Annotated in this window: 13 protein-coding genes; 10 read left to right on the forward strand and 3 right to left on the reverse strand. The window is 40.9% G+C overall.

Annotated elements, in window-relative coordinates; translation table 11 throughout:
• Positions 1-409: 409 nt before the first annotated feature.
• From JIG37_RS10290 to JIG37_RS10320, 7 genes are all read left to right on the forward strand, one after another.
• Positions 410-931, forward strand: a complete 522-nt coding sequence (locus tag JIG37_RS10290) for a hypothetical protein (protein ID WP_199529314.1) — start codon at positions 410-412, stop codon at positions 929-931.
• Positions 928-1,338 carry a hypothetical protein gene (locus JIG37_RS10295; RefSeq protein WP_199529315.1) on the forward strand — a complete coding sequence of 137 codons (411 nt, stop codon included), beginning with the start codon at positions 928-930 and terminating at the stop codon, positions 1,336-1,338. The genes JIG37_RS10290 and JIG37_RS10295 overlap by 4 nt, the downstream gene beginning before the upstream one ends.
• Positions 1,339-1,597: 259 nt before the next feature.
• Positions 1,598-2,464, forward strand: a complete 867-nt coding sequence (locus JIG37_RS10300) for a hypothetical protein (RefSeq protein ID WP_054560749.1) — start codon at positions 1,598-1,600, stop codon at positions 2,462-2,464.
• A 9-nt stretch (positions 2,465-2,473) separates the two neighbouring features.
• On the forward strand, positions 2,474-3,556 hold the full coding sequence (locus JIG37_RS10305; protein WP_199529316.1) for a DUF4785 domain-containing protein: 1,083 nt from the start codon (positions 2,474-2,476) through the stop codon (positions 3,554-3,556).
• Between the two features lie 449 nt (positions 3,557-4,005).
• Positions 4,006-4,752 carry a CPBP family intramembrane glutamic endopeptidase gene (locus JIG37_RS10310; protein WP_138599863.1) on the forward strand — a complete coding sequence of 249 codons (747 nt, stop codon included), beginning with the start codon at positions 4,006-4,008 and terminating at the stop codon, positions 4,750-4,752.
• Between the two features lie 95 nt (positions 4,753-4,847).
• Entirely contained in the window at positions 4,848-5,570 is a 723-nt protein-coding gene (locus JIG37_RS10315) for a hypothetical protein (protein ID WP_199529317.1), read from the forward strand.
• A 518-nt stretch (positions 5,571-6,088) separates the two neighbouring features.
• Complete coding sequence (locus tag JIG37_RS10320) at positions 6,089-6,682, forward strand: ACP phosphodiesterase (protein ID WP_199529318.1); 594 nt, start codon at positions 6,089-6,091, stop codon at positions 6,680-6,682.
• Between the two features lie 318 nt (positions 6,683-7,000).
• Here JIG37_RS10320 and JIG37_RS10325 read toward each other — a convergent pair whose 3' ends face one another.
• Both JIG37_RS10325 and JIG37_RS10330 read right to left on the reverse strand, forming a co-directional pair.
• The gene (locus tag JIG37_RS10325; RefSeq protein ID WP_054560743.1) at positions 7,001-7,309 is read right to left on the reverse strand and encodes a hypothetical protein; all 309 of its coding nucleotides are present in this window, start codon (positions 7,307-7,309) and stop codon (positions 7,001-7,003) included.
• A 43-nt stretch (positions 7,310-7,352) separates the two neighbouring features.
• Positions 7,353-8,300 carry a helix-turn-helix domain-containing protein gene (locus JIG37_RS10330; protein WP_187489982.1) on the reverse strand — a complete coding sequence of 316 codons (948 nt, stop codon included), beginning with the start codon at positions 8,298-8,300 and terminating at the stop codon, positions 7,353-7,355.
• Between the two features lie 119 nt (positions 8,301-8,419).
• Between JIG37_RS10330 and JIG37_RS10335 the strand changes: the two genes are divergently transcribed.
• Positions 8,420-8,956 (forward strand): isochorismatase family protein, encoded by a 537-nt coding sequence (locus tag JIG37_RS10335; RefSeq protein ID WP_199529319.1) that lies wholly within the window; start codon positions 8,420-8,422, stop codon positions 8,954-8,956.
• Here JIG37_RS10335 and JIG37_RS10340 read toward each other — a convergent pair.
• Positions 8,937-9,836, reverse strand: coding sequence for a LysR family transcriptional regulator (locus JIG37_RS10340; RefSeq protein WP_199529320.1), 900 nt, complete (start codon positions 9,834-9,836; stop codon positions 8,937-8,939). The two genes, JIG37_RS10335 and JIG37_RS10340, sit on opposite strands and share 20 nt — an antisense overlap.
• A 106-nt stretch (positions 9,837-9,942) precedes the next feature.
• Between JIG37_RS10340 and JIG37_RS10345 the strand changes: the two genes are divergently transcribed.
• Positions 9,943-10,776 carry a type 1 glutamine amidotransferase domain-containing protein gene (locus tag JIG37_RS10345; RefSeq protein WP_199529321.1) on the forward strand — a complete coding sequence of 278 codons (834 nt, stop codon included), beginning with the start codon at positions 9,943-9,945 and terminating at the stop codon, positions 10,774-10,776.
• Positions 10,777-10,819: 43 nt separating this feature from the next.
• Positions 10,820-11,974 carry an iron-containing alcohol dehydrogenase gene (locus JIG37_RS10350; protein WP_199529322.1) on the forward strand — a complete coding sequence of 385 codons (1,155 nt, stop codon included), beginning with the start codon at positions 10,820-10,822 and terminating at the stop codon, positions 11,972-11,974.
• The last annotated feature ends 118 nt before the right edge of the window (positions 11,975-12,092 follow it).

Genomic DNA, 12,092 nt, shown 5'->3' on the forward strand with positions numbered 1-12,092 from the left:
ACACCGAGTAGGAGAAGAGGCACAAGGGCGCGAATACATCAAAGGGCCGAGGTAGCTCCTCATTATGAGCCCGCATATAAGCACGCAGTCTGACAAAATTAACGAAGGGTATTGTGCAATAGGAGGAGTCCATATAAGGCGTTTTAACGCCGAAAAAAGTCATAGGGGAGGCGCAACTAACACTACGCTGTTAGCACCTAGCACCATTCCTACGCGATATAAAATCGTTGCTACCATCTCGCTAACTCAAACCTACTGAATCAAACTCACTTGTTTTACGTACGTATCGGTTTGCAAACCAAAGTGGCCGAGAACGTAGGTGTAGGTGGCATTTTCATTCCATAATCGGCTGCTGTGAATGCCGTACACATAACAAGTTGTTCCTAGCACTAATTCGGGTTTAACACTAGTGAGAGGTTATGATCTGAGAGATAAATCTGCTAGCCTTATTTCAGCCCAACTTGTAAAAGCAGGTATTAATTTAATAGAAGCAAACCTATTAGCTTCAGCTTCAAGGCTTAAAGGAAGGGCGGCAGAGCTTTTTATAATTAAGAACGATTTATTGGACTATGAAATTAGTCCAAATGTACAGCTATCTTTATTTAATATTGCATATGCAGAGAAAGAAAAAGTTGTTTTGCGAATATGCCAAAAAGCAGATACTGTCGCTGCATATGGAGCTGTTGATTGGGGTCAATTACCAAGTTCTTTATTGGAACTTTTTGTTGATTTAACTTATCGAGGCGACTATTCGGGAGCCACAAGAAAGTTCTTACAAAAACCACTCGCGCAAGGAGATATTAAAGCTTTGAAGCTTATATTCAGTGATCGCTCTAAGTGGAGTTCAGTGCCTTATCAGAGGTTTGCTATGAGAAGTAAGTTCGCAAGTACTTTATCGGTAAAACAATCGACAATGCAGGTTTCTCCATGAATTTTAAAACAATGGCACTATCCCTTTCTATTTTTACCAGTTTCGCTTGTTCTCAGGAATCGAGTTTAGAGAAGGTTGACAATATCCAGCCGATTCAGATAATCAAAGGTCAGTTAAAAAATGAGACTGTTACTTATTTGCGCTATAACACTGAGGTTCAACCTTGTATTACACTAAAATTGGACAGAATGGATAAACAAAAGCAGTTATGTATTTTTACCGATCAACAAGGGAATGCGGTTGATGTTAGGACTGATGTTGTTGGAGTCGACTATTTGACCCCCGCCTTTTCTGAAAGTTCTTTCACAGTGACTTTAGATCTATTTAGTTATTACTTAGATTGCCAAATTACCCTTATAAATAAATCAGTAAAAGATCCTGTGTGTAAATTTAGAGATATGGATTAAAAAAAGATTTATAAATAAAAGTAAAATATCTAGGGCTTTTCTAGCTAATGATTAGCCTTAAAATCTACCTAGTATTGCAATTCTACATATTCAACTAGCACATTTTGCTAGTAAAAATCTAATAATTTGTACTTAAAAAACACACAAAAGTTAAATTAATGTAAATTAAATCTTGCTTTCGTACCTGTTTGGTCTATGTTTTTGGTCGGAGGTCACTCCTCCAACCTGATAGATAAAATGACAATCAACAGGAACACACATGAAAATAAAAACACTCTCACTAGTGCCAGCTTTAATGTTGGCAGCGGGTATCAGCCACAGTGCTTTTGCTGCGCAAGGAGTCGCATTTGTGCACGGTACAGGCCAGCAAAGCGATGCGTATAATGACTATTGGACAGGCAGTTTTGTCGACACGGTTCGTCAAGGTTTACCAAATAGTAGTAATTACACGGTCATTAATTGTGACTTTGATCAATACATGTGGGCAGACGCGGCATCTGGCTGTTTAGCAGGGCAGCTCACTACATTTATCAATAATAAAAACATCACAGATTTAACTCTGATCACCCATTCTAACGGTGGCAATGTGGTGCGTTGGATTTTATCTAACCCAACATGGGATAGCCGTTATCCAAATATTATTAGCAAAGTCACGCGTACCATTGCTCTGGCTCCTTCAAGTGGTGGCACGCCGTTGGCTGATGCGGTTATTGCGGGTAATTCGTTTGAGCAAAGCTTGGGTTGGCTTTTAGGCTACGGCAGCGATGCAGTAAAACAACAGCAAGTATCCTGGATGGAATCGTATAACGCACAGTGGCTGTATGGCACACCGAACCGCCCAAGTTTACCATCTCGATTCGAAACCGTGGTGGGCAGTGATGTTGAATCAGCGGTATGGGATAGCGACAGCTATTGTGGCGGTTATCAAAATCAAGTGGGCCTTGAAGTAACGCAAAACTGGTTAGATAGCTGTTCGGATGGCTTTTTAAATTGCAGTTCTCAGTCGTTAGCTGGGGTGGTGTGGTTTACCGATAAATCACGAACCCAAGGTGGTGAGCCTTTAAGTCATCAGCAAAGTCGACGTAACTGTTTTGGCTTGCCAAACATGCTTAAAAACCGAATTTAGGAGCCCGCTATGATTAATAAGTTAACCACAATTGCAGCTGCAATAGTGCTTGTAAGCACAGCCGCAAATGCTAATGCGCAAACGGTTTATCAATTCCCTCAAGTTCAACCAGCATCAAGCGCTCAACTACAAACACTTGAAAAAGACAGTGTTGAATATTGGCAGAAAGTTTCGGGTAAAGAGCTTAAGCGTGGTGTGCCTGTTTTTGTAAACCAAGCTGATAACTTTATTCGCATTGCACCAAAAGCACGCTTTGATAGTGGCGAAGTATTTAAGCCTCATGGCTTACAGCTAGATAAACTGTCGGTGCGAGATGACAGCTTTAGACAAATGCCAATGCAAGCCATGGTTGCACGTGAGCAAATGGAAAATGCAGGATTTAGCGATGGCAGTGTTGGGCTCAAGCTAGGTCAGGTAAATGGCAAAGCAATGCTAAGAACAAGCCAAGCCCTTAACGATAACGACACCTACTTGCTGCACGTGATTGAAAAAGGCTCGAGCAATGCTTTGCATGCTAAATCGCAATTTAAAGTGAAAGATCAGCAACAGCGTGTTGCTATGCAGCTTAGTATGGGTAAAAAGCGCTTTAAAGATAGTGATGTGAAGTTAACGCTTTCAAGCCCTGATGGCGAAAAACTAGATGTACGTTACGAAAATGGTGAAGCAGTATTTAATTACCCGCTTGAAACCTTAGGCGCAATAAATGGTTACTACGAGCTTGAGGCCAGTGTAGATACTAAAGTGAATGGCCAAACGGTAAAACGCTCTATAAAAATGCCGTTTGTACATAGCTCACAAACCATCAGTATGGATAAAGCCAAAGTCACTGCGCTTGGCAATAACAAATACCAAGCCAAGGTGCCAGTGCAAGTGACCGACTCAGGCCGCTATGCCATTCGTGCAACCTTAACAGGCAAAGGTAATAAAGGTGAGCGCATCAAACTGGCAACCGTTGAAGTAGCAAAACAGATTGATAGCTATGATAGTTTCACCATGCCTTTTGTGGTCACTCAAGCAGCCAAAGCCCCATATGAGCTGGTGGATATTGAGCTTACCGACCAAACGCGAATGTTAAAGTTTGCGGGGGAATAAAGGATAGCTATTATCGTATGTTGGGTGGAGCTAAGCGAAGCCCAACAAGTTAGCGAGTTGCTAGGGGAAGGAGCTATCAGCTTTCAGCCGTCAGCTATCAGACGAAAAAGTTTGCGAGGTACGAGTTTAGGCGTTTTTTCGCCGAACCCTGTGGTTCAATTTGTTTTTCACAAAGAGAAAAGAATGAGATAGACCAAAAGAGTATTTTGTTTTTTCCTCTAAAGCGCAGCGTCTCTTATCCTCTTTGTGAATATTATTTTTAAACCTTACTTTTCTCTGTGTAGCGCAAAGTGCCTCGGTGCTCTCTGTGGTTCATATACTTTGAAAATAAAAATATGCTCAATGTGAATTTGAACTCAAACAAATATCTGTTTAATAGGTTGTTTTTGTGTTTATCATAGAAATTAAACAATAATAAAGTTTGGGCTGCATGCTCACCAAGGACGGTTATGCCAGATATGTATTTTGGAATACTCGCCAATTTAGGCGTGGTTCTGTTACTCGTTTTAATTTTAAAAGCATTCAGTAAAGTAACTATAAACTTAACTTGGCTGCTTGCTACTCTGTTAATTCTATTTTGTTATTTCTTAGCTTTATTCAAAGGTAAAGAGTTCATTTCCTTAGATTTACTTTTTACAGATCTCAAATGGAATTGGTCAGGTAAAATTGTCGCTATTACTCTTTGGGCTTTGGTATTGGCTTTATTAGCAGCTTTTAAAAGTGACTTTAAAATCAAGGACGCAGGTTTTACTCTTAGACAAAATGAAGGCTCTATTAAGCCTGCACTCGTTGTTTTAACCCTGTTTGTTGCGTTGCAGATTATTGTGACGCTTAGCCTTGGTAACGGACCAAATTTCGATTTTGAAACGCTACTCTATCAAGCTCTTATTCCTGGGTTAGATGAAGAACCAATGTTTAGAGGAGTTTTATTATTTTGTTTTTCGTTGGCTGTTGTTTCATCGCGCATTAACTTTTTTGGCTCGCCAATAAACATTGCAGGGTTACTTTTGGTTTTATTATTTGGTCTAGTTCATGGGGTTATGCATATAGATGGTGAGTGGCATTTGTCTGCATTCAGAATCGTATTAACTGGGAGTTATGGATTTATTTTGCTGTGGTTAAGAGAGCGTACTGGTAGCCTTGTTTTTCCAATTGTAGCGCACAATATGGTTAACTTTGTTGGGCAGTTAGTTTAGTACATGAAGGTAAAGTAAATATACTATCAAGTACATAGGTTGGCTTAATAGGAAAGTAATGGCAAAATTGTGTTTTAAAAATGGAAACTTAAATAATGGATTATAATCAGCCACTTTCGAAGCACTCCCTAGATTTAAACCTGAGCGACCGAGTTTGGTTTAGGTATTCAACTTTCTATAAAAAGCCAGTATTGCAGGCTGATTCTAATACAAAACTAACGTCGCTACCGGGCCTAGCTGTGCTGTCGGGCGGAGCTGAATTTTTATTTTTCTTTATGACTATCGCTATTGCTGTAATGAGCCTAGTGCTTCAAGAAACGATTCAGCCTATACCTGCTTTTGTAACTTGTGTGAGCTGTTATCTTTGTGTATTTGTTATCAAGCGAATTGTGATTTATAACAAATTTGGATTTGGTCGTAAGTGGGTTATGAGTATATCTAAAGACTCACTCGAAATAGATAGGTTAGCAATAGAGGGTAAAGCTTCAAAAGTTATGCAAATCGCTAAGGGCGATATCCAAGAAATCATTTTTAATTATACTTTTCACGGTAGAAGTGGTCATACTGTGAACGAAAAAACGGCCAATTTACACGCTTGTGAAATTCATCAAAAAAGTGGCGATGTTGTTACGCTAGATAGTATGCGAGTAGGTCTTTTTGATGTGCTGTACCTTTTAAAGTTCCACGAATACCCGCTACTATTCAGAAGTACAACTTCAAGCGGTGCAGGTAATATAGTTATTTTTATTATGCGGTTAATTTCTCTTTCTGCGATCATGTCGGCTCTTGTCATGTTGGCATTTAATTTAAAGTCATAAAGGTGAGTTATTTGTATGGCTATTAGCTGGTAGGTTGGTTAGAGCGGAGTGAAACTCAACGTTTGGAGCCATCAGCTTTCAGCCGTCAGCTATCAGATTGAAAAGTTAGCGAGATGCGAGGTGTAGGAGGCGTTAGAAGATATTAGATATCAGTCGTTAGTAGTCAGATTAAAACAAAAGAGCTTTAAGCTTTAAGCTATAAGTCAGATCAGCCTGCACGCAGTTTAAGTGAAATGCATACCCGTAGGCGTGAAATTTATTTCGCGCGATGCTTATCTAAACCACAGAAGCAAGATGTAGGTCGGGCTTTAGCCCGTCAATGTTAGCGATTATGTGTCGCCTAAATGACGACCTACAGTGCTTGATTCATTAGCTCGTAGGTTGGTTAGAGCGGGGTGAAACTCAACGTTTGGAGCTAAAATCGCCGCTACACTCTTGCTAATCCGCAACTCGTGCCCCTAGACCCTTTCACCTGTATTCTTTTACAATGCATAAAATGACTTTTTTTAGAGAATGCGTTGAACTACTTGGCTCACCTTTATTTAGCACAACCGACGGCTGATTCACATTTTGGTAATTTGCTGGGGGACTTTGGTGGGCGTCGGTATTCTGCGCAGTTACCCAATACGGTTAAAAATGGCCTTGAAAATCATTATCTGGTTGATAGGTTTACTGACTCACATCCCCTTGTAAAAGAGGCTAAGCAGTACTTTTCGCCAGCACGTAAACGCTTTGCAAGTGTCGCCATTGATGTAGCGTTCGATCACTTTCTAATTCAGCATTGGCAGCGGTTTAATGACCAACCATTAGCTGAATTCAAACAGCACAGTTATGGGCTTTTAAATGCTAGGCAAGCCATGATGCCTTCGCGTATGCAGCAAGTTGTGACTAGTATGACCAACAATGATTGGTTTAAAGAGTATGAAACACTCGATGGGGTCGGCCTTGCTCTTGATAACATCGCCAAGCGTATTCGCTTTGCTAATAACTTTGCAGGAGCCGCTGAAGATATTGCTCGCCACTACCAACAATTAGACGCGGTGTTTTTAACGTTTTTCCCTGAGCTGGTTGAGCATGTGAAGCAAATGGGTGTGGAAAAGCAAAAGCTTTAAGCTGGTAGGTTGGGTAGAACGGAGTGAAACCCAACAAGTTATCGAGTTAAAGGGAAAGATACGAGTTTCGAGGAACGAGATGCGAGTTTCGAGGAACGAGATGCGAGTTATAGGAGGCGTTTTAACGCCGAACAAAAAAGTCGATTGGGTATGGAACCCCCTTACGAATCCAAAACCAACACTATGCTGTTAGCACCTAGCACCTAGCACCTAGCACCTAGCACCTAGCACCTAGCACCTAGCACCTATGATCATTCCTACGCGATATAAAATCGCTGCTACAATTTTGCCAACTTGCTAACTCGCAACTCACCTCATTTAATCGTCTGGGCCTTTTAGGGTAAACACTAAATGCCTGCGCATGTCTTTTAAAATCACGCCTTTTTTCAGCATTGCGCCACTTAGGCGTTTTTGCCATTTTAATAGCTCTGGGGTCGCTGCATCGAGTGTTTGCTGGTTTTCAAATTGAAAACATAAAAGCAATGAGCCTGGGAATAAGTGGTATTCCACATCAAACCAGCATTGCAACATGCCTTCAAGTTCTGCGCGACCTTGCTCTTCAAGGGCGTCGGCAACATTTAATACAAGGGCTTGCTGTTTTAATTGTACTTTAGAAAGCTTTTTCATTTAAAAACCAAAATCGAGTCGAAAAACTAATTATACCTAAGCTTCATGCTTGGCGGAATGCATTACGCCAGTCTCGCGGTGATAAACCAAACTGAGAACGAAAATGATGGCGTAAAGTAACAGATGAGCCAAAGCCGCATTGCTCTGCTAAATGTTCTAGAGGTAAATCAGTTGACTCAAGAAGTCGCTGCGCGTGGTTTAAACGTTGATTTAATAGCCATTGCCCAACGCTCTGCCCAGTAAGCGATTGAAAGTGGCGGGTAAAGGTGCGTCGGCTCATGTGCATTTGCTCTGCGAGTGTATCAATCGTATGGTTGCTAGCTAAGTTTTTTTGCATCCGTTCAAGCAAGCTTGCTAAACGCTCATCAGCAACATTTTGCGGGACGGGTAGGGCAATAAATTGTGTTTGCCCGCCAGTGCGATACGGCGCAGTTACCATCATTCTGGCAATAGCATTAGTTTGCTCGCTTCCTAAAAATTTGCGAACTAAATATAAGCAACAATCAATGGCTGCCGCTGTTCCTGCCGATGTATATAGCCGATTATGTTCAAGGTAAAGCACTTGATTGTTAAGCTTCACTTTTGCAAAGCGCGCTTTGAAGTCATCGCTGTATGCCCAGTGGGTAGTTGCTTCAATATTATCTAAAAGCCCTATGTGCGCTAACGCATAAGCGCCTAAGCAGAGCCCTACAATTATAGCGCCACGGCTATGCGCGTTTAGCAAACTGGTTGCTAATTCTTTAGAGGGGGCTGTTTCAGGTGATGGCCAAGACGGAATAATTATAATATCTGCTTGATCAAACTTTGTTATTGAGTGATGCGCTTGAATATCAAACCCCGCGCTTGAGGGCATTACAGCTTTACTTTCGCTGCACACTGCTAAGTTAAATTCTTTAATACCAGCTGAGCGAGCGCCTTCACCAAACACCATGCATGGTACTGCAAGGTGAAATGGACTGATATTTGGAAATGCGAATACTGCAACATTCATGGTAAAGCCTTATCAAACACTTTGGCCCAATATTATCGATAAATGGTGTTTGGGTCACTGTTTGATACGTTAAAAATTCAGCAAACTAGGCGTCAATACAATGAAAAAGGGTTTATACAATGACAAGCACAGCATTACTAATTATCGACTTACAGAATGATTACTTTGAGGATGGCGCGTTTCCTTTATGGCAGGCTAAACAAGTAAAAGATCAGCTCGTCGATGTGATAAAACAAGCCACAGAGCGCGGGGTTTTACCTATTCATATTCAGCATGTTGCTGATCCTTCTCAGGGTTTAGCGCCATTTTTTAATGAAGGTACAGAAGGTGTTGATATTCATCCTGATATTTTAAATGCAGCACCAGAAGCCCCTGTGGTTGTAAAACACTATGCAGACAGCTTTCATCAAACTAATTTAGAAGATGTCTTAAAGCAGCATGGTATTAAAAAACTTTTGATTGCAGGCATGATGACGCAAAACTGTGTGACTCATACAGCTATCTCAGAGCAAGCTAAAGAGTACGATGTGGCAGTTTTAACGGATGTGAGTACAACAGTATCTGAAATGCTACATTTAATCGCACTAAATGCACTTGCCCCACGAGTAAAACTGCTAGACGCAAAGCAAGCCTTGCTTAGTTTGCAAAGTAATTAATATTTGCAAAGGCCGAAATAACATCTTTGGCAAATGCAATACGGGGGTGTTTTAATGCCCCTTTGTTCCAAACTAAGTAAATTATGTTTTCTGGGCCTTCGGGCCCTAGTTGCACAAGCTCCCCAGCTTTTATCTGATCGCGACAAAGGTAATCGGGTAATACAGAATAACCAATACCTGAACGAATAATATTGCTAATAGCACGTATGTCCGGGCAAATAGCAATGACGTTTGAGTGGCATTTTGCGTTGAATACAGCTTCAAAGTATTGTCTTATCAAAGGCAGCTCTTCATCATAAGCAACGACATTGTAGCTTGAGAGTAAATCTGCGGTAATGGTGCTGTCTTTGATTTCTCGGCCATGTAAACGGTTCATCACCAAAATGAGCTTTTCTTTGTCGAGCACAAGGCTATCGAATAGTGCTGGATCAGGCGCTGATGCGGCAATAGCAATATCTGCAGTACCTGATTGCAAGGCATCAAAAATTCTCACTTTATTACCAATATGCAGAACAAGATTTACATTGCCAGATTGCAGTAAGTTGGCAATTTGTGGCCCCGATACACTACTAATATATTCGGCAGGTCCTGCAATATTAACAGTGCCATGTGCGGCATCAGAACGTGCCCGTATCGACATGATCTTTTGCTCTAATATATCAATATGACCAGAAACCTGCAGCGCTAGATCATGTGCTGCAGCGGTCGGAGTAACACCGCGGGCTTTGCGCTCAAATAAAGATTTACCAACGACTGACTCCATTGCTTGAATATGAGAAGTCACCGAAGGCTGAGATAAGCCTAAATTAGCCGCAGCCTTCGTAATATTTTTACAACGATAAACTTCAACAAAGGTTTTTAATTGCGTGAGATAAGACATGTAACTGTACGAGCCATAAATATTCTGATTGCTCCTCTTAATTTATCCGAATTCTATTCGCCCCGCAAACCCACTATGATGGCTTCACTTTCTAAGAGGACGAGTTATGAAAAAGATATTACAGCGACTAACGCTTGTTGCTGCATCAACTATGTCGATGTTTGCAGTGGCGGGTGAAGGCGAAGTATTGGTTATTTTATCAAGTGAAACAACCATGGACTTAGCTGACGGCCAGAGCATCGAAACAGGCTACTACCTAAATGAGTTTGGTGTGCCAGCAAAAGCATTAGTTGATGCGGGTTATGAGCTTGTACTTGCAACACCTAAAGGTAATGCGCCTCAAGTAGATAAAAAATCAGTGAGCACCGATTACTTTGATGGTGATGAAGCTAAAATGCAGAGCATTCAGCATTTTGTAGCATCACTTCCTGATATCAATGATACCGCGAGTTTGAGCGAAATTTTAGCGGGTGACTTAAGCCAATATGAGGCTGTGTTTATCCCTGGAGGCCATGCACCTTTAATTGATTTAGCAAACAACCCAGAAGTGGGTGAGATTTTGCGTCATTTTAATAAGCAAGGTAAACCAACAGCGGCAATTTGCCATGGCCCAATTACGTTGTTGTCGGCACAAGTTCAGCCAAGTTCTTATTATCAAGCAATAAAAGATGGCGGAAAGGCAGTGGCCAACAACTGGATTTATGACGGCTATAAAATGACTATTTTTTCAGACCCTGAAGAGCGTGTTTTTGAAAGCAGTTTAGAAGGTAAAAAGCTTAAGTTTTATCCAGCTATGGCAATGGAAAACGCCGGTGGAAATATGGCATTCGCTAGTGAGTGGCAGCCAAACGTGGTTGTTGACCGCGAACTCATTACGGGGCAAAACCCGTTTTCAGATAAATTATTAGCAGAAAAACTTTTAGAAATGTTAGCTAAGTAAATTAGCTAATTAGCAATTTAAACCTAATTTAAGGGGCATTTAAATGTTGAACTTTATTTATAAAAATCAAACCGAAATTTTGTTTGGTAAAGGTCAAATGAGTGAGATCACGTCACGTTTACCAGAAAACGCTAAAGTACTATTACTTTTTGGTGGTGGCTCAATAAAGAAAAATGGCGTATACGACCAAGCAATGAGTGCGTTAGCCGGTGTTGATGTTATAGAGTTTGGTGGTGTTGAACCTAACCCAACATACGAAACACTGATGCAAGCTGTGGCAAGTGCTAAAGAGCATAATGTTAACTTTATTTTAGCTGTTGGCGGTGGCAGTGTTATTGATGGCGCTAAGTTTGTTGCAGCAGCTTATAACTTTGCAGGTGAGCCGTGGGATATCCTTGTTAAAGGTGCTGAGTTTAGTAACCCGCTTCCTATTGGTGCAGTATTAACTTTACCTGCAACTGGCTCTGAGAGTAACGGCAACTCAGTGGTTACTAAAAAAGAGACGTCGCAGAAACGTGCTTTTTCATCACCGAGTGTGCAACCAGTTTTTGCAGTACTTGATCCTGAATATACTTTTTCGTTACCAGAGCGCCAAGTAAGTAATGGTGTTGTAGATGCGTTTGTACACGTTATTGAGCAGTACTTAACTTACCCAGTAAATGCGCCATTACAAGACCGCTTTGCAGAAGGTATTTTACAAACTTTGATCAGCGAAGGACCTAAAGCGCTGAGCGAACCGCAAAACTATGATGTAAGAGCCAATGTTATGTGGTCGGCTACAATGGCACTGAATGGTTTGATTGGTCAGGGTGTACCGCAAGATTGGTCTACACATATGATTGGTCATGAATTAACAGCACTTTATAATCTTGATCACGCACAAACACTAGCGATTGTTTTACCTGCGCTAATGCATGTTCAAAAAGAGCAGAAGTCTATTAAAATTCAGCAGCTTGGTGAGCGAGTGTTTGGTTTTAATTATAGCGATGAAGCTGAACAAATCGATAAAACGATTAAAGCAGTGCAAGACTTCTTCGAAGCAATGGCTGTGAAAACACGCCTTGCTGATTATGACCTTGATGAACAAGCAATCGATGCGGTTGTTAAAAACTTAGAAAAGAATGAGTTAACTACGCTAGGTGAACACGGTGATATTGATTTAGCGAAAGTTAAGCAAATATTAGCGCTGGCACTTTAGGGCTTAAATTTAAAGGCGTAACATAAGCTGTTACGCCTTTTTAAAAAATTGAAGACGTTTAATTCTATTGCATAAGCTAGTAAAATCTAGGCAATAAATTATCGATAAAAATCACACC

This window comes from Pseudoalteromonas sp. bablab_jr010 (assembly GCF_016464105.1).
GTDB classification, from domain to species: Bacteria; Pseudomonadota; Gammaproteobacteria; order Enterobacterales; family Alteromonadaceae; genus Pseudoalteromonas; species Pseudoalteromonas simplex.

What these genes read in the sequence shown, in the direction of transcription:
- JIG37_RS10330 (WP_187489982.1), bottom strand. Translation starts at nt 8,300, where the DNA reads ATGAATGTTGCAGTATTCGCATTTCCAAATATCAGTCCATTTCACCTT.
- JIG37_RS10340 (WP_199529320.1), bottom strand. Translation starts at nt 9,836, where the DNA reads ATGTCTTATCTCACGCAATTAAAAACCTTTGTTGAAGTTTATCGTTGT.
- JIG37_RS10350 (WP_199529322.1), top strand. Translation starts at nt 10,820, where the DNA reads ATGTTGAACTTTATTTATAAAAATCAAACCGAAATTTTGTTTGGTAAA.
- JIG37_RS10295 (WP_199529315.1), top strand. Translation starts at nt 928, where the DNA reads ATGAATTTTAAAACAATGGCACTATCCCTTTCTATTTTTACCAGTTTC.
- JIG37_RS10315 (WP_199529317.1), top strand. Translation starts at nt 4,848, where the DNA reads ATGGATTATAATCAGCCACTTTCGAAGCACTCCCTAGATTTAAACCTG.
- JIG37_RS10305 (WP_199529316.1), top strand. Translation starts at nt 2,474, where the DNA reads ATGATTAATAAGTTAACCACAATTGCAGCTGCAATAGTGCTTGTAAGC.
- JIG37_RS10325 (WP_054560743.1), bottom strand. Translation starts at nt 7,309, where the DNA reads ATGAAAAAGCTTTCTAAAGTACAATTAAAACAGCAAGCCCTTGTATTA.
- JIG37_RS10300 (WP_054560749.1), top strand. Translation starts at nt 1,598, where the DNA reads ATGAAAATAAAAACACTCTCACTAGTGCCAGCTTTAATGTTGGCAGCG.
- JIG37_RS10345 (WP_199529321.1), top strand. Translation starts at nt 9,943, where the DNA reads ATGAAAAAGATATTACAGCGACTAACGCTTGTTGCTGCATCAACTATG.
- JIG37_RS10310 (WP_138599863.1), top strand. Translation starts at nt 4,006, where the DNA reads ATGCCAGATATGTATTTTGGAATACTCGCCAATTTAGGCGTGGTTCTG.
- JIG37_RS10335 (WP_199529319.1), top strand. Translation starts at nt 8,420, where the DNA reads ATGACAAGCACAGCATTACTAATTATCGACTTACAGAATGATTACTTT.